A 20,590-nucleotide genomic window follows, 5' to 3' on the forward strand; every position below is an offset into this window, starting at 1 on the left:
CTCTACATTCTAGCTGTTGTTTTTTGGCTGATCACGGCCCGGCCGCACACCCTGCCAAATCGGCCAAAAACCAAGCGGATTGGCTTTTTTGTAACGTACTGTTTTAGTATAAACAGTATGATACATATTGCATTATTTTCTTTTTGCAAACCGAATATTCCCTATGCGAGACTGAAATTGCTTCACCGCTGTAAGCCAGCGTTGAGGACATGTCATACGGCCGACCACGGCCGTGCAAAATCGGGAGCCATTCAAAAATGCATAAAGAAAAGCAATCAGTTCTGTCGGTCCGTCTGGCCTTGAGCCTGCTGGCCGGCGCCACCATGTTCAGCACCGCCGCGCAGGCGCAAAGCGGCGGTGACGCAGCGGCCGGCGAGCCGCAAAAAGTCATCATCACCGGTTCCAACATCGCCCGCATCGCCGGCGAGGGCGCGACGCCGGTGGAAATCATCACCCGCGCCGAAATCGACAAGAGCGGCGCCTCCACCGTGGTGGAAATGCTGAGCAAGCTGCCGTCAGTCAGCGTCTCGCTGGATGGCAATAGCTACAACTCATTTGCCGGCGGCGCCTCGTCGGTCGGCCTGCGCGGGCTGGATTCGAAATACACGCTGATCCTGCTGAACGGCCGTCGCCTGGCCAACTACGGCTTTGCCAACGGCGCCGAAAACAGCTTTGTCGACCTCAACAACATTCCGCTAGCGGCGCTGGAAAGCGTGGAGATTCTGCGCGACGGCGCCTCGGCGATTTACGGTTCGGACGCGGTGGCCGGCGTGATCAACTTCAAGACCCGCACCAATTACCAGGGCATGGAGTTGAGCGGCAATCTGGGCTCCAACGTCAAGGGCGACGGCTCCACCTTCAACGCCAGCCTGACCAAGGGCTGGGGCGACCTCGACAAAGACGGCTACAACGTGCTGATGACGGTCGATGCGCTGAAGCGCAATTCGCTGCGCAGCAGCGAGCATTCGGCGCTGGCCAATCCCGATTACACCCGCTACGGCGGCAGCGACAACCGCACCACCGACCAATTCCAGGGCTGGGTGCGCGACTACGACAACGGCGAGGGCGGGTATGCGATTCCCGGCTGCGTCGGCAAGGTCGGCATTTCCAGCACCGGCGACCAGGTGTGCTTCACCAATCCCGACACCCAGCTGACGCCGCGCATCGAGCGCGTCGGCGTCTCGACCATCGTCACCAAGCGTCTGGATGGCGGTGACGAGCTGTTTGCCGAACTCGGCTTCAATCACAACAAGTCAACCTATCAACAGGGCTATCCAGTCTTCAGCAGCAGCTTCCTGGCGCCGACCGACGGCACCACCAATCCTGGCGTGCTGGGCTTGCCGGGCGAAACCGAGGACACCTGGGGCTTCGCGCCGGGCGACCGCTTGCAGGTGTTCCACGCGATCACCGAAGCCGGACCGAAGGTGCAAACCATCAAGAGCGACACCGCGCGCGTGGTGACCGGCTGGCGTGGCACCATCCATGGCTGGGACAGCGAGTTCGCCGTCAATCTGAACCGCTCCAAACTGGTGGACGAGACCACCAACACCATTCTGCTGGATGTGTCGAACGCGTTGCTGGGCCAGGGCATCCTGGGCACCGGCGGCTACGATCCGTTCAATCCGAGCAATCCGATGAGCGTGGTGTCGCCGATGCTGCACGTGTTCCATCACGAGGCGGTATCCAAGCTGGGTACGCTGGACTGGAAGATGAGCACGCCGTCGCTGTTCAACTTCCAGGACCGTCCGGTCGGCTTCGCCTGGGGCGCGCAAGCCAGCCACGAGTCGATCAACGACGTCGCCGATCCGTTGGCGGAGGCCGGCAACATCGTCAACTACGGTGCCACCAGCAGCACCGCCTCGCGCAGCCTGTATTCGGTGTACGGCGAGCTGGCGGTGCCGCTGCTGGCGAAGCTGGACGCGCAAGTGGCCTTGCGCGGCGACCATTACAGCGACTTCGGCACCACCTGGAATCCGAAGCTGGCGCTGGCCTGGCGCGCGGCCGATCAGATCCTGCTGCGCGGCTCGGCCACCACTTCGTTCAAGGCGCCGACCTTGCCGGAACTGGGCTCGGTCACCACCGCCTACACCACCGTGGCCGACTGGGCGCGCTGCGTTCCGCTCGGCTATGTGGGCGCGCAGTGTTCGTACAGCCCGAAAGACTACCTGAAGGGCAATCCGAACCTGAAGCCGGAAAAGGCTGCCAACTATTCGCTGGGCATTGTGCTGCAACCGGTGAAGGATCTGTCGATGTCGCTGGACTGGTATGGCATTCACCAGCGTGACACCATCCAGGCGCTGGACGCGCAATACATCGTCGACAACGAGGACATCATTCCTGGCTTTGCCGCGCTGGTCGGACGCGATCCGCGCAATCCGGCGCTGGAGGCGGCTCATCCGGGGCTGAACAAGGGCCGCATCAACAGCGTGACCACGCCGTTCAGCAATGTCGGCAAGACCATTATCTCGGGCGCCGATCTGGATATCAGCTATGCGCTGAAGCTGGGCGCGTATGGCAAGCTGAGCTTCCACGAGGCGATGAACCGTACCTTCAAGTACGATCAGAGCATCGCCCCGGGCGAGCAGCCGACCAGCCGCCTGGACGGGGTCTACCATCCGCGCTGGAACAACTCGCTGCGCACCACGTACGACTATGGCGATCACTCGCTGGCGCTGACGGCGCGCACCGCGTCGAGCACGCTCAACATCAGCGATCCGACCTACAGCCAGGACGCCGATGTCACCAACGCGCGGGTGCCGTCGTACACGGTGTGGGATCTGAACTACACCCTCAAAGCCAGCAAGCAACTGGTGCTGAACTTCGGCGTCAACAATGTGTTCGACAAGGCGATGGTGTATTCCAACAGCGCCTACGTCGACACCTATGTGCAGGGGCTGAACGACGTGGTGGGCCGCTACGCCTACGTCAACGCGCGTTATTCGTTCTAAGCGAGTGGCAAACGGAGGGTGAAGCGGGTACCGCCCGCGATCGCCTTCCAGTCGACCGCGCCGTTGAGGGCGGCGGCGCGGCGCTGCTGGTTGCGCAAGCCGCGCCCGCCGCCGGTGCTTAGCGCGCGGGCGAGATCGAAACCGCCGCCGTTGTCGCTGATGCTGATGGCGATACCGTCGGCGTCGCTGCTGGTGCCAAGGCGGATCTCGGTGGCGCCGGTGTGGTGCAGGATGTTGGCGATGCTTTCCTGGATGATGCGCAGGATGTGCAGCGCCTTGCCCGGCTCCAGCCACGGCAGCGCCGGCAGCGTCTGGACGTCCCAGTGCAGCTGGATGCCGGCGTCGTCCAGGCGCGGCGCCAGCCGGTAGCGTAACGAAGCCAGCAGCAACAACAGGTCGTTGTCGACCGGCTCCATGGAATCGATGGTCAGCTTGAGGTCGTCCAGGCAGCCTTTGAGGATGTGCGAAATCTGCGCGGTGCTGACCTCGGCGCGGTCCACCGAGCGGATCGCGTTGATCAGCGACGAGCCGAGACCGTCGTGCATGTCCTGCATCAGCCGCTGGCGCTCGTCGCTGATGGTTTGCTGGCGGGCGGCGCTGCGCAGTTGCTGGTGGATGACATCCAGTTCCGCCTCGCGCGCCTGCAGCCGTTGCTCCAGGCTGGCGTTCAGCTGTTCCACTTCGCGGATCGCGCCCAGATAGCGCCGGTACATCAGCACGCCAAACATGGCGAAGGTGACGGCGTTGGTGTAGGCGCCGGTGAACCAGCCTTCGACGCTGACCACATTGTTGTGCAGCAGCCAGTCCGGCACCCCCAGCAGTGTGCACAGTCCCAGGCCGGACGCCAGCAACAGCCCCTCGCGGCTGCGCCGCCACGAGCAGGCCGCTGCGGTGAGGCAGACCGTGGTGGACATCAGCACCACCAGCGCGTAGATCGCCGGCACCAGCAGCGAGGTGCTGGGGAAGATCGGCAACACGCCCAGTTCCGGCACCGACAACACACTGACCGCGAGCGTGGCGCCGACCACCGCGCGCGTCAGCCAGGTCAGCGGCTGGCGGTGCAGCTTGCGCAGGAACAGGTGCAGCACCATCACCAGCCAGAACAGCGCGTTGGAGGTGATCCAGCCGAACCAGTCGGCGCGGATCGGCAGCGCGGTGTAGTAGTGCAGATGGGCGGCGCAGGACACGACGGCCAGCCAGAAGAACAGCAGGTATTCGGGATCGCTGCGACGGCGCAGCCAGATCGCCAGCGCAAACACGCCCACCGCCAGGAAGGCGGCGTTGAGGGTGGCCGGCAGGTCGCGCTGCAGCCAGTTGCGCAGGTGGTAGCGGTCGCGCAACTCGGCCGCCGGCCCCAGCCACAGCGAGGCGAGGGCGGCGCGGCTGTGCGGCGAGTGCTCCAGCCGGATCAGGATTTCGCGCACCGGGGCATCGCGCGCGGGCGCCAGATCAATCCACAGCGGGGTGAACAGACTGTCCCACAACTGGCCATGCGCTTGCACGCGCTGCGCCAGCCGGCCGTTGACGTAGACCGCGATCGTGCCTTCGACTTTGACGCGGGCGCTGTAGATGGCCCATGGCTGGGCCGCCGCAGCCGTGGCAGTGTTGGCGGCCGGCGGCGTGAGCCGGAGCCACTCGACCGCGACGGTGTTACCGCCCGGCGCCGCCAGCGCCGGCAAGGCGGCGGGCAGGGCGAGGCGCTGCCACCGGCCTGGCAGACGTGTGCTGTCCAGTTCGGACGACGGCGTGGTGTAGGCGCTGGCCGGCGTCATCTGCCAACTGGCATCGCGCAACTGCCATGGCGCGTCGCCGGCACTGGCCGAGGCCAGCAAGGCCACGGCCGCCAGCAGCAGAAAGCAGAGAATCCGGCGCAGCACGCCGGCTTAACCGTCGACCGGCTGCGCCGGCGTATCCAGGATCAGCTGGTACAGCGCCAGATCCAGCCATTTGCCGAACTTGAAGCCGACCTGCGGCATGGTGCCCACATGCTGGAAGCCCAGCCCGGCGTGCAGGGCGATGCTGCCGGCATTGGTGGCGTCGATGCCGCCCACCATGGCGTGCAGGTTCTGCTCGCGCGCGGCGGCGATCAGCAGCTGCATGATGGCCTTGCCCAGGCCACGGCCGCGCTGGTCGTGGCGCACATACACCGAGTGTTCCACCGTGTACTTGTAAGCCGGCCAGGCGCGGAAAGTACCGTAGCTGCCGAACGCGATCAGCTGGCCGTCGCCATCCTCGATGCCGATCACCGGGAAGTTGCCCTTGTCCTTGGCGGCAAACCACGGCCCCATGCTGTCCAGCGTGCGCGGCTGATAGTCGTACAGCGCGGTCGAGTTGGCGATGGCGTCATTGAAGATGGCCAGTATCGCGGCGGCATGCCGTTCATGGGTGCAGCGCACGGTGGATTGTTCCGCCATGTCGATCTCCTTCATGTTTCACTTGTGGTCAGGGCCAGCAGATAGCGGGCCGGTTGCGGGTAGGGGTTGCTGAACGCGACTTGCGCGGCCAGCTGCATCGCCAGGCAGTCGCCGGCGCGCAACTGCCAGTGCTGGTCGCCGGCGCGGATGTCGAGCGCGCCCTGCAGCATCCACAGTTGCTGGTGGATGCCGAGGCGGCGCAGCGGATGGTCGAACACCACGCTCTGGCCGGCCGGGAACTCGACCTCGACCAGCTCCAGCGGCGACGGGAAGCCGGACGGCGACAGCTGCCGCCGCACGTAGCCGGAGGCCGGATCGGTCCACACCGGCTGGTTGGCATGGCGCGCCAGCGGTTCGGCGGCCGGCGTGGCGTCGGCAAACAGCGCCGGCAGGGTCAGGCCGAGCGCGTCGGCCAGCTTGTTGAGCACGGCGGCGGTGGGGCTGGTCTGCTGGCGTTCGATGGCGGAAATCATCGAGCGGCTGACGCCGCTCAGTTCGGCCAACTGGTCCAGCGTCAGCCCGCGCGTTTTGCGCAGCGCGCGCACGCGTTCGGCCAGCAAGGTGTCGGTATCCATTTTTCCAATATATCGGAAAATTCTCCGACATACAAGAATTCAAATGGTGGCCGGGTATTTGATGGCGTTGAGCACCATCTTGTCGACGGCGGCGGCGTGCAGATCGACTTGCAGCTTGTCGGCCAGCTGCACCAGGTAGAGCAGCACGTCGGCCAGTTCCTGGCGGATGGCTTCGCGCTTGGCGGCGTCCAGCTCGGCGTCGGCGCCGGTTTGCAGCCACTGGAAGTGCTCGGCCAGCTCGGCCACTTCGACCGACAGCGCCATGGCCAGGTTCTTCGGCGTGTGGAATTGTTCCCAGTCGCGTTCGCGGGCAAATTGGCGCGTGCGCGCGCGCAGATCGTGCAGGTCGGAAGTGTTCATGGGCACTATGGTAACACTGCGGTTTGCGCACTTCATGCCGCGTTTTCGACCGTTTGTCGCAGCGGCACGCTGGACGTGGTGGCGGCTGGCTATAGTGGCGGCACGATAACTTACAGGACACCCATCATGCGCCGCTCTTTGTTCACCCTCGCCGCCCTTGCCGCTCTCGCCGGCTGTGCCGTCATTGTTGTGCCGGATAACGGCGATGTGCAGTTCAAGTCCGCTTTCAGCGGCAATGCGGTGCAGGGCAATGGCCAGTCGGTGGTGGAAAACCGCGAGATCGGCAATCTGGATGAGGTTGATATCAATGGCCCGATGCAGGTCGAGATCCGCGTCGGCCAGAGCGCCGCGCTGCAGCTGGAGGGCGACAGCAATATTCTGCCGCTGGTGCGTACCGATGCCAGAGGCGGCACGCTGCGGGTGTGGATCGAAGGCAGTGTGCGCACCAGCACACCGCTGCGGCTGACCTATTCGACGCCGGTGCTGCGCTCGGTGCAGACCAATGGTTCGGGGCAGATGCAGATCAATGGCTTGAATGGCGCGCCGCTGACGCTGGCGCTGAACGGTTCGCGCGCGGTGCGGGTGAGCGGGCGGGTCAGCCGGCTGGATGCGCGCCTAAATGGCTCCGGCGGGCTGGATGCGTCCGGGCTGGAGAGCGGCGCCACGGCGGCGCGCCTGAATGGTTCCGGGCGGCTGACGCTGGGACGCGTCAACGGCGAGTCGCTGAATCTGGAATTGCATGGCTCGGGCGGCGCCAGTGCCAGCGCCAGCGGCAACGTGCGCAGCATGACGGTGCGGCTGAATGGTTCCGGCAGCGCCGATCTGGCCGCGCTGACCAGCCAGAGCGCGGAATTGAGCACCAACGGTTCCGGCAGCATTTCGGCCGCCGTGACCGACGCCGTGGTGGCCACCGCCAACGGCTCCGGTCAGGTCACCGTGTACGGTCATCCGTCGCAGCGCACCGTCAGCGGCAAGCGCGTCAACATCGTCCAGTAAGCCGGGCCGCGCTCAGCGCACCTTGAAGAAGGCCATCGAGCTTTGCAGCTGCTCGGCCTGGCCGCTCATTTCCTCGGCGGTGGCGGCCAGTTGTTCCGAGCTGGACGCGTTCATCTGGGTGGTCTGACTGAGCTGGCTCATGGCGGAGTTGATCTGGCCGGCGCCGGTGGATTGTTCTTCCGACGCGGCGGTAATCTCCTGCACCAGGTCGGAGGTGCGCTTGATGTTGGGCAGCATGGTGTCGAGCAGCGCGCCAGCCTTTTCCGCCAGATTCACGCTGCTGGACGCCACCTGTTCGATTTCCTGCGCCGCCACCTGCGAGCGCTCGGCCAGCTTGCGCACCTCGGCCGCCACCACCGCGAAGCCCTTGCCATGTTCGCCCGCGCGCGCCGCCTCGATGGCCGCGTTCAGTGCCAGCAGATTGGTCTGATAGGCGATATCGTCGATGATGCCGATCTTGCGCGCGATCTGCTGCATCGCCGTCACCGTCGACTTGACCGCCGCGCCGCCTTCGCCCGCCTCCTGCGCGGCCTTGCCGGCGATATCGTCGGTGACCTTGGCGTTCTCGGTGTTTTGCGCGATCGAAGCCGACATCTGCTCGATCGCCGCGCTGGATTGCTCGGCCGCCGCCGCTTGTTCGCTGGCGCCCTGCGACAGCGATTGCGCGGTGGCGCTGACCTCTTCCGAGGCACTGGCCAGCGCCTCGGCGCCATCATTGACCTCGCTGACCACGCGCGACAGATTGCCGACCATGCGGTGCATCGCCGCCAGCAGGCTGGCGCTGTCACCCGGCCGGATCTGCACCTGCACCGTCAGGTCGCCATTGGCGACGCGGTTGACGATGTCGGCCGCGTAATCCGGCTCGCCGCCCAGCTGGCGCAGCAGCGCGCGCGTGATGAACACGCTGATCAGCGCCACCACCACCAGCGTCGCCACTGCGATCGCGATGCTGTTGCGCAGCGCCACCTGACGCGCTTGCACCGCGCGCTCGGCGCCTTGCTGGCCGAGCGCGACGTTGTAGTCGAAGTGTTCGTCAATCGCGGCCTGCACCGCCTGCGCCGCCGGCCGCGCCTGTTCCTGCAGATCGCGCGCCTTGTCGTTGTGGTTGGCGCGCGATTCGACCAGCGTGGCCTCGATCTGCGGCTGCACCTTGAGCCAGGCGTCGCGCTCCTTGGCCAGCAGCGCCTTGTCCTTGTCATCCGACAGCAGCCCCTCGTATTTGCTCAGATTGGCGTCGACCAGCTTGCGCATATCGTTGATGCTGGCGTCGATTTCGGTCAGCTTCTTGGGATCGGTGTTCAGCACGTGCTGGCTGACACGGATGCGGTAACGCTGGAAGCTGTCGCGCAGCCGGTCCAGCGTCACCAGGCTGGGCACGGTGTTGACGGTGGAGTAGTTGGCGGCGTCGTAGACTTGCTCCATCTGGTAGTGGCTGAGGCCTGCCAGCAGCACGATGCCGGCCAGCGCGGCGCCGGCCAGCGCACCCATTTTCTGTGCAACACTGAGTTTCATGGCTTGCTCTCCCTTGCGGTTGGGTGGCTTATGCGGCGGCCACGGCCGTACTACCTTGTAACCAGTCAATCAGTGCCGCCAGCGGCATCGGCCGCGCGAACAGATAGCCCTGCATGCAGGCGCAATCGTGGGCGATCAGGAACTCGGCCTGGGCGGTGGTCTCCACCCCTTCGGCCACCACCCGCAGGCCGAGATGGCCGGCCATGGCCAGGATCGATTGCACCAGCGCGCGGCTGCTGGCGTCGTCCGGCGTGTCCATGATGAAGCTGCGGTCGATCTTCAATTCATACAGCGGCATTTTCTTCAGATAGGCCATGCTGGAATAACCGGTGCCGAAATCGTCGATCGAGAAGCGCAGCCCGAGCGCGGTCAGCTGGTGCATGCGGGCGATGGTGTCGTCCATCTTGTCGATCAGCAGACCCTCGGTCACTTCCAGCACCAGCAACTGCGGCGGCGCGCCGGTCTCGGCCAGCACCTGCCGCACCTGGTCGACGAAGTCGGCCTGGCGGAACTGGGTTGGGCTGACGTTGACCGACAGCGGCATCGCCAGCCCGGCCGCTTGCAACTGCAGCACGGCGGCGCAGGCCTGGCGCAGCGCCCACGCGCCCAGTTCGACGATCAGGCCGGATTCCTCGGCCACCGGGATGAACAGCGACGGTGGCACCATGGCGCCATCGGCCAGCGGCCAGCGCATCAGCAGCTCGCCGCCGACCGCGCGGCCGTCGCGGTCGACCTGGGCCTGCACATGCATCTGCAGCTGGCCGCCGGCCAGCGCGGCGCCGAGGTCGTGCTCCAGCGACAACCGGCGCTCGACCTCGGCCTGCATCGCGCTTTCAAAGAAGGCGATGCCGTTGCGGCCGTCGGACTTGGCGCGGTACATCGCGGTGTCGGCCTCGCGCAGCAGGTCGTGCGCGCTTTGCTCGGGCTGGTCCGGCTTGGGCAGCAGGGTGACGCCGATGCTGGCGGTGGAATTGTAGGTCTGGCCCTCGATCTCGCAATCCTGGCCGATGGCGGCGCGGATTTTCTCGGCCACCGTCAGCGCGGCGTGGCTGGCGCTGGTCAGCTCGTGCGCCAGATGGCCCAGCAGTACCACGAATTCGTCGCCGCCGATGCGCGCCACGGTGTCGGCCTTGCGCATCAGTTTGCTGAGGCGCTGGGCCGCGCTACACAATAATGCGTCGCCAATGGCGTGGCCGCGGGCGTCGTTGATGGTCTTGAAGCGGTCGAGGTCGATGAACATGACGGCGCTGTAGGTGGCACCGCGCGCCGAGCTGGCCAGCAGCTTGTCGATGCGGTCCATCAGCAGGCGGCGGTTGGGCAGGCCGGTCAGCACGTCATAGAAGGCCAGGCGGTGGATGTCTTCCTGCGACTTGCGGCGTTCGGTGATGTCGCGCTCGACCGCCACCCAGTGGGTGTTGACGCCGCCGGCGTCGTTCAGCGGCACCAGCTCGGTCTCGACCCAGTAGGCCTCGCCGCTCTTGGTGTAGTTCAGCAGCTCGGCGCGCACCGCCACCTGGCGCGCCATGGCGTTGTCGATGTCGTCGATCACCGCCGGGTCGGTGTCGGGGCCGCGCAGCAAGCGCAGGTCGTGGCCGATCACCTCGTCGCGGCGGTAGCCGGTGCGGCGCTCGAACGCCTCGTTGACGAAGATGATGTGCTGGGCATGCTGGTCGACCTTGGCGATCAGCACCATGTCGTTGAGGCGCGCCAGCGCGGCCGAGGTCAGGCGCAGCTCGGCGTTGAGGCCGGACATGGTGTCGAACGAGCGTTCCAGGTGCTGCAGCAGCACCGCGCACGACAGCGTCAGCACCGCCGTCATGAACATGAAGTTGATCGAGATGATGGCGGCGCGCAGAAAGGCGTAGTCGGGCAGGCCGGCCATGTGCAGCTGGGCGTTGTCCTGAAAGCCCAGCACCATCACCGCCAGCCCGGCCGCCAGCAGCGTCCACAGCGCCGGGCGCAGGCCCAGCAGCAACGCCGCCAGCACCGGCACCGCCATCAGGTAAATCTGGCTGACCGGCCCCACCTTCAGCAACAGCGCGATGCCGACCACGAACGCCACCGCCAGGAAGTTGATCACGCGCGCGGTGTAGGCCAGCGCGCGCCAGCGCCAGATCACGCCGATCCACAGCAGCGCCACGGTGTCGACCACGGCGATCGACCACATGCCTTCGCTGGCGGCCAGCAAGGCGCTGGGCACGGCCGTGACCAGGCCGAGCAGGAACACCACCAGCAGCAATCTGGCAAAGATTAGTGCGCGCCAGTGGGCGATGTCATTGGCCACTGCGGAGACCTCCAGGGGGACGTTGCGGTACTTATGAAACTGATATTACCCGCAAACGCCCCTTGTGTCACCGGGGCAACGTCAGTCGGCGGCCTTGATGTTGCCGATGCCTTCGGCCTTCTTGTTGACGGTTTTCGGGTGGCCGTAGTAGTCGACGCCGCCGATGCCGCGCGCCACCGCGTTCAGCAGCTCGCTGGCGTAGACGCTGACATTGCCGACGCCCTCGAACTGGACGTCGACCCGTTCGGCCAGCAGCTTGCGGGTGTCGACCTCGCCCACGCCCTTGGCGTTCAGGCGCAGATACTGGGTCTTGCCGTCGGCCGCCAGGCGGCCGGCGCCGACATAGCTGATGTCGATGCGGTCGCTATTGATCTTGTGCAGCAGGGTTTCGCCGGCGCCTTCGACCTTGACCCTGCTCAGCGACGGCAAGGTGATCGCGATGTGGGGCGTGCTCTTGTTCGACGAGAAGGTTTTTTCCGGCAGCGTGATTTGCAGCTCGTTGGCCACCACCTCGGTCTTGATCGCCGCCACGGCCTTGTCCTCGCCGCTGAGCTTGACCGACTGCGCCGGGCCGACTTCCACCGTCAGCGTGAACGCACCCTTGGCGTTGATGGCGATGAAGCCGGGCAGCGCGCGCGCGGACTCGGCGGCGGCGGCGTGTGGCGTGCTCAGGGCGAACAGGGCGGACAGGGCGGACAGGATGGCGGAACGGCGCATGGGAATTCCTTTATCGTTATTAAAAACCTCATCTTGCATTTTACTGAACTTGGCGCCGGACGCGACTTCTTTGCGACGAACGGTGGAAATCGCGTCCGGTGTTGCGCGCCGGCTACGCCCGCAAGCGGGCGAACAGCCGTTCGATGTCGATTTCCTGGATCAGCAACTGGCCCTGGTTGGCCTGGATCAGGCGCGGCGCCAGCGCGCTGTCGCCCAGCCCCAGCGGCGAGGCGCTGAGGTCGGCGCTGTCGAACTGCTGCACCGAGTGCAGATCGTCCACCAGCAGGCCGATCACGCTGTCGCCGTGGCGCACCAGCATCACCTGGCTGTTGTCGCTGATGTGGCCGGGCTGACCGTTGGCCAGCAGCGCCAGGTCGAACACCCAGACGCAGGGCTGGCGGCCGCCGGCCGGCGCCACGTCCAGCATGCCCAGCCGCGCCGCCGCGATGCCGGCCGCGCCGCCACCGCTGCTGGTGCGCTGCACCCGCGCGAACGGCAGCGCTTCCTGGATGTGGGCCGCGCGCAGCGCCATCAGGGTGCGGCCGGCGTAGAAGATCGCGTAGTCGGGACCGCTGTCGCGCAGCCGTTCGATGCGCACCGCCGGCGCCGGCAGCGTGTTGCGCACCGGACCGAAGGCTTGCAGCAGCACCGCCAGCACCGGCTGTTCGACGCCGTCGGCGGCGCGGAATTCGCGGTAGCCGGCGGCGCCGGTGCAGGCCGCGATCACGTACTGGCCGTCGTGCTGCAGGATGCGGGCGCCGACCGCGCCGGCGGCGGCCTGTTGCAGCAGGCCGCCGTCCAGCCGCAGCCGGTCGCCGGGGGCGCAGGCGGCGTCGGTGCTGGACAGCACGCTACCGTCCGGGGTGACGAAATAGGCGCGCATCTGGGCCCGGCCGGCGACCCCGCTGTGCAGCATGTTGAGCAGCTCGGGCTGGGCGTCGAACACCACGCCGATGCCGCCCACCACGCCGCCCTGCTCGGGATGGCGGATCGCGGCGTGGTAGATATAGGTCGGCTGGCCGGCATAGAACGGCGACGGCGCGAACGGTTGCGGATAGTGGTCCTGCTCGCTGCGCAAGGCCAGCACCCGGCCCAGCGTGTCGGCGTCCACGCTCTGGCCGATCAGCTCGTCGCCGCCGGTGCAGGCGACAATGCGGCCGCTGCGGTCGTAGACGAACAGCCGCGCGTACACGGTGTACAGGCTGTTGATGTGACGCAGTACGGCGCCGATCGCGGCCAGTTGCTCGGGCGACGGTTGCGCCAGCCCGTGCCGCAGCTGGGCCGACAGCGCCCACCAGCGGCAATCGTTGGCGCGCTCGTACAGATTGCGATCGAGCATGTCGACCAGCAGTTGCGAGGTCAGCTCGGCCTCGCTGATGCTGGACGCCAGCACGGTCTGGTACAAATCCTGGATCGAGTGCGAGAACAGGGCATCGCTGCGTTCGCCGGTTTCGGTGATCTGGTCCAGCACGGTATTGAGTTTGTTGATGCCGCCGCCGGCGTGATTGGCATCATTGGCGGCGCTGGTGACCTTGCCGTTCCAGACGATGCGCTCGATGGTGCGGGTGGTGCGCGTGACTGAGCTCATCAGCTCGTGCAGCGAGGGGCTGAACGCTTGCGCGTGCGACAGCAGTCCCTGCATCAGCGCCGGCTCGACCGTGTCCAGCGCTTGCGCGCCGCTGGCGCGGAACGCCAGGTCGATCGGGATCATCAACTGCGCCTTCCAGCCGGCCGGGCCGGGATAGCCCTGGTAGCCGGCCGAGCTGAAGGTGCGCACCAGATATTCGCGGCCGCCGAACATCAGCAGTTGCGGCTGGCCGTCGGCGTTGGTCGGCACGCGTACTCCGGCCGGGATCCACAGCGGGTCGGCGCTGCTGATGACGCGGTCGTCGGCGTCCAGCAGCAGCATGTTGGCGCGCTGCGACGGATCGCGGTAGGCGGCGAAGATGGCGTCCATCTCCTGTTCGAAGTTGAAGCACAGGCACAGCACGCCGGCCGGGGCGCCGCTGTCCGGATGCAGCATGCGGTGCGCGTACACCAGCGCCCGCGTCTTGCCGGGGCGCAGATCGGTGGCACGGAACACTTCCAGGTAGCCGTCGCCGGCCAGCGCCTGCGCCAGCAGCGGGTCGCGGCTGTAGGTCAGCGGCGGGCGGGCGTCGGCGCTGGACGGGTCGGCCTGCACCAGTACCCGGCCCTCGCTGTCGAGCAGCAGGATGTCGTCGTACACCGTGTATTTCGCGCGGTAGGCGGCCAGCCGCTGGCGCGCCGCCTCGCGCGCGCCGTCTCCCTGGTCGAGGCCGGCGACAAAGCGGCATAGCTCGGCGTCGCTGGCGAGGAAGCCGACATCGGCGGTGCGCTCGAACAGATTGCGCACCAGGATGTCGATCGCGTAGCGCGCCTGCGTGCCCAGTTCGGCCAGCACGTGGCGTACCTTTTCCTGCACCAGATTGGCGACCAGCGCCTGTTCCAGGTGCGCGAAACCGGTGCGGGTGGCCACCATGGCCGGCAGCAGCAGCCGTGCCTCGGCCGGGCAATTCATTTTGGCGGACGACTCGATCAGTCGCCACATTTGATTCAGTTCCCGCAGCGAGAGTTCACAGCGGGCGACGTCGGGCATGTGGGGTAGGAATATGTCCGAGTGCGCTTGGGTAAGTGTGGTCATGGGGGTAGGTGAACACAAAAAAGTAGTTTTTAAGCAATTAATGTGCCAAGGCAATACTCAATACCAATAAAAAACGCCATCCGGTGGGATGGCGTTGCTGGGGAGTGGAACTTATTTGTTGCTCAGGCATTCTTTCATGAAGGCTTTGCGCTCGTCGCCTTTTTTGCCGGTGGCGTCGGCGTTACATTTTTTCATTTTCTCTTGCTGGGTCAGCTTGGGCGCGGCCGCCTCCGCTGGCTTGGCGCTCAGGCATTGCTTCATAAAAGCCTTGCGTTCATCGCCTTTCTTGCCACTAGCGTCGGCATTACAGGTTTTCATCTTGTTTTGCTGCGCGGTTGGCTCGGCCGCAAACGCGGCGCCGCCGAGCGCGAACATCAGGCTGGCTATGAACAGTTTTTTCATCGGGAATTCCTCGCGGTGGTGGGCGTCGCGGAACGCTGGCCTCGCCAACGACTATAACTGACATCGCCCTGCCATTCCAAATCAGAAATGGCAGGGCGGGGTTGCGCCGGCTCAATCGTCGGCGGCGCTGTGGCTGGCGTTTTCCACAAATACCACAGTGCTGCGCGGCGGCAGCGTGAAGCGGCCGCTGGCGCTGACATAGCTGGCGCCGCGCGCCAGCGCGTCGGCCGACTGGCGCTGCACCGGATGGAGGCGCAGCGCGCGGCCGGCCAGTTCCGGCAGCGTCACCGTTTGCGTGGTCGGCGTGACGTTGAACAGCGTCACCACCGACTTGTAGCGGGCGTCGGCGTAGCGGCGCGGATGCTGGCCGTCGATGCTGAGCGCGATCACGCCGGGCACCTGGGCGGCGCCGGTGTTGTGGAAGCGCAGCCGCTCGCTGACGTCCTGCGCGGTGCGCAGGCGGAACAGGCTGCTGTCCTGGCGGATCTCCAGCAAGTCCTGCACCGCGTTGCGGGCGCTGACGATGGCGCTGCTGTCGGGCGCGATCAGCGGGTTAGCCAGGATAGGCGACATCAGCGACCAGTTGCTCTGGTTGACCGCCGCCAGCGGCAGGCCGACGCCGAAGTTGTTGGCCTGGTAGCTGTAGTCGAGCTTGTTGAACCAGTCGCCCGAATCATAGCTGTCGCGGTCCAGCGATTTGGAGCGCAGGATTTCCTGGCCGGCGTGCAGGAAGGGCACGCCCTGCGACAGGATGGTGAAGGCGGCGCCGAGGTTTTGCATCCGCACCCGGTCGCTCAGGCTGGTGGTCGGCGCCAGCTTGAAGGCGTTGATGTCGAACAGGGTCTGGTTGTCGTGCGCCTCGATGTAGTTGATGGTCTCGGACGGCTGGGCGGCAAAGCCGGCCTGCTGGCCAAAGTAATCGATCTCGCTGTTCTTGCGCAGCACGCCGGCGCGGTCGGTGAAGCTGTAGTCGCGCAAGGTGCCGGACAGCGCCACCTTGGCCAGGTCGCCCAGGCGCAGCAAGTCGTCGCGGGTCTGCGTCGAATAGCCGTTGGGGGCGCTGTAGACGCCGTTGACCAGGCCCTGTTGCGTCAGCAGCGCGTCGCCGCTGTCGCAGCAACCGCCGCCGCGCATGGTGTCGCGGATGCGGTCGTTGAACGAGCCGATGCCGCTGCCAAACATATTGGCCTGGCGCGCCTGCACGAAGCGGGCGTCGTTGGCGACGGTGCCGAAATTCCAGGCTTCGCCGTACAGATAGATGTCGCGCCCGGCGGCCTGGTTGACCGCCGTCTGCAGCTGTTTCATCACCGCCAGCGGCGTGAAGCCCATGATGTCGAAGCGGAAGCCGTCGACCTTGTAGTCGCGCGCCCAGGTGCTGGTGGAGTCGATCATCAGCTTGGCCATCATGGTGTTTTCCGACGCGGTGTCGGCGCAGCAGCTGTCGTTGGTGATGCTGCCGCCGGCGTTGAGGCGGTAGTAGTAGGTCGGCACGATCTTGTCCAGCACCGACAGCGCGCCCTGTTGCGAGGCGCTGGTGTGGTTGTAGACCACGTCCATCACCACCCGCAGCCCTTGCTCGTGCAGGCCCTGCACCATGGCGCGGAATTCGCGCACCCGCAGCGCGCCGTCGTTGGCGTTGCTGGCGTAACTGCCTTCCGGCGCCGTGTAGTGGACCGGATCGTAGCCCCAGTTGAAGCAGTCGGTGCCGCGCGCGGCTTCCACCGCCGCCTGCTGCTCGGTGCCGTTGGCGGCGCCGTTCGGAATGGTGGGGGTGACGCAGCCGGTTTCGTTGACGCTGGCGATGTCAAACGTCGGCAGCAAATGCACGTGGGTCAGGCCGGCCTGCTGCAAGCCGCGCAGGTGGCGCATGCCATTCGAGCCGCGATCGGTGAAGGCCAGGTATTTGCCGCGGTGCGCGCTCGGCACGCTGGCGTCGCTGGCGCTGAAGTCGCGGATGTGCAACTCGTACAGCGCGATGTCGGTCGGGTAGGCCAGCCGTGGCACGTTGTGATAGTCCCAGCCGTCCGGCTTCAGCGCGCGGCTGTCGAGGTTGGCGACGAAGCTGCGCTGGCTGTTGGCGTTCAGGCTCAGCGAGTAGGGATCGGTGACGCTGTTGTTGACCAGCGTGTTGCCGGCCCAGCGCGACAGCACTTGCACGTTGTAGGTGTAGTAGTAGCGGTTGATCCAGCTGGCGTCGGGCGCGGTGTAGCTCCACACGCCGCTGGCGGCGTTCTTTGTCATCGCGCGGGTGACGGTGCTGGCGCTGCTGGCATCCGGATACAGGCTGAGGCTGACCGACTTGGCGGTTGGCGCCCACAGGCGGAAGGTGGGAGCGCCATTGCGCTCAAAGCTCAGGCCCAGTGTGGCGCTGGCGGCGCTGGATGCGAACACGCTGTCCAGCATGCCGGCGATCTGCAGCGACGTCACTTGCACGATCTGGCCGCTGGCGTTGAACTGCGCGACCGCGAACTGGTTGCTGGCCTTGGCGGCGATGGTGGCGGCGTCGCTCGACGACATGCTGAGCGCGGTGGCGCCGGCCAGGTGCGGATACTTGGTCAGCAGCGCGGCCGGCAGCGTGGCGCTGGCGCTCAGCGCGATGCTGCCGTCGGCGCCGGTCACGCCCTCCGGCGCCGAGCCCAGGCCGCCATTGGCGGCGTAGTACAGCCGGTAGCTGGCGCCGCTGGCCGGCACGCCAGGCCAGGCCAGGGTGGCGTTGTCCAGCCAGTGCGCGCTGGCGTTGTTGAGATTGCCGTAGCTGATGGCCGGCTGGCTGTTGTAGACGGTGCAATCGCCTTCCAGCATCCAGATTTCCTGGCCGGCGGTGGCGATATAGCTGTTGAAGGTGGCCGACTGGTCGTTGCCGCAATTTTTGTTGCCGCTGCCGTCGGTAACCAGGAACCAGATCGCCGACTTGCTGGTGTTGATGGGGATGTCGACATAGCCGCCAAAGCTGTCGCTCTGGGTCATCATGAAGCGGTCGGTAATCCACGCCGAGCTGGGCGTGACAGGACCGTCCCACGAGTACACGCCCCATTGCGCGGTATCGCCCTGGGCGCGGTGATAGTGCATGCGGATATTACCGGCTGCCACCGGCGTCGCGGCCAGTGCGCTGACGCTGCCCTGCAGGCTGACCGCCGCCAGCGTACTGGCCTTGGGTGTTGGCGTGGCGGCGTCCGTGTCGCTGCCGCCACCGCCACAGGCGGCCAGGCTGGTCAGCGCGGCCACGGCCAGCATAAACTTCATAGTTGAAACAAAACTACAGTTTGGTCTCATGCTCATCTCCGTTGTTGTAGTGATTTTTACCTCCAATCGTCTGTGGACTGGATGGGTCTGTAATATTACTACTTCAAAAATCCGGAAATGATAAAAATTTGGTTAGAGTGTGGCGCGCTAGGCACAAGCGGTGTGACAATAGCGGCACAATTCATTTGATGGAGAACCCCCATGATGCGTCTCGCTACCCTGTCCGTCGCCCTGCTGTTTGCCGCTGGCGCCGCCCAAGCCGCCACCACCAGCGCCGTGGCTGAACTGAAACCTACCCAGGGCAACAATGTCACCGGCAGCGTGCGTTTCACGCAGCAGGCCGGCAAGCTGCAGATCGACGCCGAGATACAGGGGCTGGCGCCGGGCGTGCACGGCTTCCACCTGCATGAAAAGGGTGATTGCAGCGCGCCGGACGGCACCAGCGCCGGCGGCCACTTCAACCCGGCCGGCCACCAGCATGGCGCGCCGACGGCCGGCGCCCACCACGGCGGCGACTTCGGCAACCTCACCGCCGACGCCAGCGGCAAGGCCACCTTGCACCTGAGCGTGCCGACCAGCGAAATCTCGCTGGATGACGGCGCCGCCGGCAACGTCGTCGGCCGTGGCGTTATCGTTCACGCCGATGCCGACGACTTCGTCACCCAGCCAACCGGCAACTCCGGCAAGCGCCTGGCCTGCGGCGTGGTCGTGGCCAAGTAAGACAGGTTAGCTTTAGAACTCCTGCACCGTCGGGCGCAGCACGATTTCGTTGATGTCGACGTCGGCCGGCTGCTCGATCGCGTAAGCGATCGCGCGCGCCACCGAGTCGGCCGGAATCGCCTGACGGTAGAAGTCCTGCACAAACTGGGCGCTTTGCGTGTGCGAGCTGCCCAGCTTGAGTTCCGAATCGACCGCGCCCGGTTCGATGGTGGTGGTGCGGATGCTGCCGCCCACTTCATGGCGCAAGCCTTCCGAAATCGCCCGCACCGCGAACTTGGTGCCGCTGTACACCGTGCCGCCAGGGCTGAACACCTTCACGCCCGCCACCGAGGCGATGTTGATGAAGTGGCCGCTATTCTGCTTGCGGAACAAGGGCAGCGCGGCGGCGACACCGTACAGCACGCCCTTGACGTTGATGTCGATCATGCGATCCCATTCCTCCACCTTGGTTTCGTCCAGCGGCGCGATCGCCATCAGGCCGGCGTTGTTGACCAGCACGTCGACGCGGCCGAATACGCGCACCCCGGTGTCGATCAGCGCCTGCACCTGCTCGCGGCTGGTGACGTCGGTCTGCACCACCTCGGCGCGGCCGCCGGCGGCGCGGATCTCGGCGGCGATCTGTTCCAGCTTGTCGGTGCGGCGCGCACCCAGCACCACGGCGGCGCCGCGCGCGGCCAGATGACGCGCGGTGGCTTCGCCCAGACCGCTGCTGGCACCGGTGATGACGACGACTTTGTTTTCGATGTTGTTGCTCATGTCAGGACTCCTTGTGGTTGGTTGATGAGTCCAGTATAGGCAGGGTGACTATGCGAATAAATGGAAATGATATGATTTGAGAATTCCATTTTCTGGAATTCTCAACATGCTCAATCGATTGGAAATGCTGCGCATCTTCGTGGCGGCGGCGGAAGCGCCCAGCTTCAAGGAAGCGGCCGTGCGGCTCGGCATCTCGCCGCAAGCGGTGACGCGCGCGGTGCAGGATCTGGAAGCGGCGCAGGGCGAGCTGCTATTTCACCGCAATACCAGTGGCATCCAGATCACCGGTTACGGCGAACGGCTGGCGGCGCAGGCGCGCGACAGCGTGGCCGGCATCGACGCGCTGTTTCAGCCAGTGGAAAAGGCGGCGCCGTCACAGCCGGAAGGCGTGGTGCGGCTGACCGCGCCGGTCGGCTTGGGGCGACGTCTGATCATGCCGGTGCTGACCACGCTCAGCCGGCAATATCCGCTGCTGCGCTTTGACGTCCAGTTCAGCGACACCCATACGGATGTGGTGGACGAACGGATCGACATCGGTGTGCGTTACGGCTCGCTGCGCGACAGCCGCTACGTGGCGCGGCGGGTGGCCTCGCCGCCGTTCCGCACCGTCGGCACGCCCGAGTTGATCGCGCTGCATGGCAAGCCGAAGAGCATCGAGCAGCTGCATGACTTGCCCACCACCTCGCTGCGCGACCACAGCACCGGCCGCGCGTGGCCGTGGTACTTCGCCGGCGGCCAGACCATCTCGCCGTTGAACCCGCGTTTTCTCAGCAGCGAATCGGAAGCCGAATTTGACGCCATCCTGGCCGGCATCGGCTTCGGCCAACTGCCCGGCTTCATGGCCGACGAGCACATCGCCAGCGGGCGATTGCTGCCGGTGCTGCAAAAGCTGCAGCCCGAGCCCTGGGACATCTACATCTACCGACCCCAGCGCGGCCCGGTGCCAACCCGCATCCGGCTGGTGTTCGACCAGCTGGTGGCGGGCTTGAGCGAACGCTAGC

The 20,590-nt window shown here is 65.9% G+C and carries 15 protein-coding genes; 4 read left to right on the top strand and 11 right to left on the bottom strand.

Features of this window, described 5'->3' with window-relative positions; all coding sequences use genetic code 11:
* Window positions 1–257: 257 nt before the first annotated feature.
* Window positions 258–2,948 carry a TonB-dependent receptor plug domain-containing protein gene (locus GJ699_RS28215; RefSeq protein WP_154382746.1) on the top strand — a complete coding sequence of 897 codons (2,691 nt, stop codon included), beginning with the start codon at window positions 258–260 and terminating at the stop codon, window positions 2,946–2,948.
* Here GJ699_RS28215 and GJ699_RS28220 read toward each other — a convergent pair.
* The 4 genes from GJ699_RS28220 to GJ699_RS28235 are packed head-to-tail and all read right to left on the bottom strand — an operon-like array spanning window position 2,945 to window position 6,297.
* Complete coding sequence (locus tag GJ699_RS28220; RefSeq protein WP_154382748.1) at window positions 2,945–4,825, bottom strand: sensor histidine kinase; 1,881 nt, start codon at window positions 4,823–4,825, stop codon at window positions 2,945–2,947. The genes GJ699_RS28215 and GJ699_RS28220 overlap by 4 nt on opposite strands.
* Window positions 4,826–4,831: 6 nt before the next feature.
* A complete protein-coding gene (locus GJ699_RS28225) occupies window positions 4,832–5,362 on the bottom strand; it encodes a GNAT family N-acetyltransferase (RefSeq protein WP_154382750.1) in 531 nt (176 codons plus the stop codon).
* 11 nt (window positions 5,363–5,373) lie between these two features.
* Entirely contained in the window at window positions 5,374–5,937 is a 564-nt protein-coding gene (locus tag GJ699_RS28230) for a helix-turn-helix domain-containing protein (RefSeq protein ID WP_154382752.1), read from the bottom strand.
* A 39-nt stretch (window positions 5,938–5,976) separates the two neighbouring features.
* The gene (locus GJ699_RS28235) at window positions 5,977–6,297 is read right to left on the bottom strand and encodes a nucleotide pyrophosphohydrolase (protein ID WP_154382754.1); all 321 of its coding nucleotides are present in this window, start codon (window positions 6,295–6,297) and stop codon (window positions 5,977–5,979) included.
* Window positions 6,298–6,423: 126 nt separating this feature from the next.
* On the opposite strand from GJ699_RS28235, the gene GJ699_RS28240 reads away from it, so the two are divergent.
* Window positions 6,424–7,293, top strand: coding sequence for a GIN domain-containing protein (locus tag GJ699_RS28240; protein WP_154382756.1), 870 nt, complete (start codon window positions 6,424–6,426; stop codon window positions 7,291–7,293).
* Window positions 7,294–7,305: 12 nt separating this feature from the next.
* Here GJ699_RS28240 and GJ699_RS28245 read toward each other — a convergent pair whose 3' ends face one another.
* The 6 genes from GJ699_RS28245 to pulA form a co-directional block, all read right to left on the bottom strand.
* Window positions 7,306–8,805 carry a methyl-accepting chemotaxis protein gene (locus GJ699_RS28245; protein WP_154382758.1) on the bottom strand — a complete coding sequence of 500 codons (1,500 nt, stop codon included), beginning with the start codon at window positions 8,803–8,805 and terminating at the stop codon, window positions 7,306–7,308.
* A 28-nt stretch (window positions 8,806–8,833) separates the two neighbouring features.
* A complete protein-coding gene (locus tag GJ699_RS28250) occupies window positions 8,834–11,089 on the bottom strand; it encodes a putative bifunctional diguanylate cyclase/phosphodiesterase (RefSeq protein WP_371867694.1) in 2,256 nt (751 codons plus the stop codon).
* An 81-nt stretch (window positions 11,090–11,170) separates the two neighbouring features.
* Window positions 11,171–11,806 carry a GIN domain-containing protein gene (locus GJ699_RS28255; protein WP_154382762.1) on the bottom strand — a complete coding sequence of 212 codons (636 nt, stop codon included), beginning with the start codon at window positions 11,804–11,806 and terminating at the stop codon, window positions 11,171–11,173.
* 112 nt (window positions 11,807–11,918) lie between these two features.
* Window positions 11,919–14,375 carry a chemotaxis protein CheW gene (locus GJ699_RS28260; protein WP_229262334.1) on the bottom strand — a complete coding sequence of 819 codons (2,457 nt, stop codon included), beginning with the start codon at window positions 14,373–14,375 and terminating at the stop codon, window positions 11,919–11,921.
* A 204-nt stretch (window positions 14,376–14,579) separates the two neighbouring features.
* Entirely contained in the window at window positions 14,580–14,870 is a 291-nt protein-coding gene (locus GJ699_RS28265; RefSeq protein WP_154382765.1) for a PsiF family protein, read from the bottom strand.
* 111 nt (window positions 14,871–14,981) lie between these two features.
* On the bottom strand, window positions 14,982–18,113 hold the full coding sequence (pulA, locus tag GJ699_RS28270; protein ID WP_229262335.1) for a pullulanase-type alpha-1,6-glucosidase: 3,132 nt from the start codon (window positions 18,111–18,113) through the stop codon (window positions 14,982–14,984).
* Window positions 18,114–18,314: 201 nt separating this feature from the next.
* Between pulA and GJ699_RS28275 the strand changes: the two genes are divergently transcribed.
* On the top strand, window positions 18,315–18,833 hold the full coding sequence (locus GJ699_RS28275) for a superoxide dismutase family protein (RefSeq protein WP_229262336.1): 519 nt from the start codon (window positions 18,315–18,317) through the stop codon (window positions 18,831–18,833).
* A 12-nt stretch (window positions 18,834–18,845) separates the two neighbouring features.
* Here GJ699_RS28275 and GJ699_RS28280 read toward each other — a convergent pair whose 3' ends face one another.
* On the bottom strand, window positions 18,846–19,589 hold the full coding sequence (locus GJ699_RS28280) for an SDR family oxidoreductase (RefSeq protein ID WP_154382767.1): 744 nt from the start codon (window positions 19,587–19,589) through the stop codon (window positions 18,846–18,848).
* Window positions 19,590–19,695: 106 nt separating this feature from the next.
* Between GJ699_RS28280 and GJ699_RS28285 the strand changes: the two genes are divergently transcribed.
* A complete protein-coding gene (locus tag GJ699_RS28285; protein WP_154382768.1) occupies window positions 19,696–20,589 on the top strand; it encodes a LysR family transcriptional regulator in 894 nt (297 codons plus the stop codon).
* The last annotated feature ends 1 nt before the right edge of the window (window position 20,590 follow it).

Source organism: Duganella guangzhouensis (genome assembly GCF_009674535.1).
GTDB lineage: Bacteria > Pseudomonadota > Gammaproteobacteria > Burkholderiales > Burkholderiaceae_D > Rugamonas > Rugamonas guangzhouensis.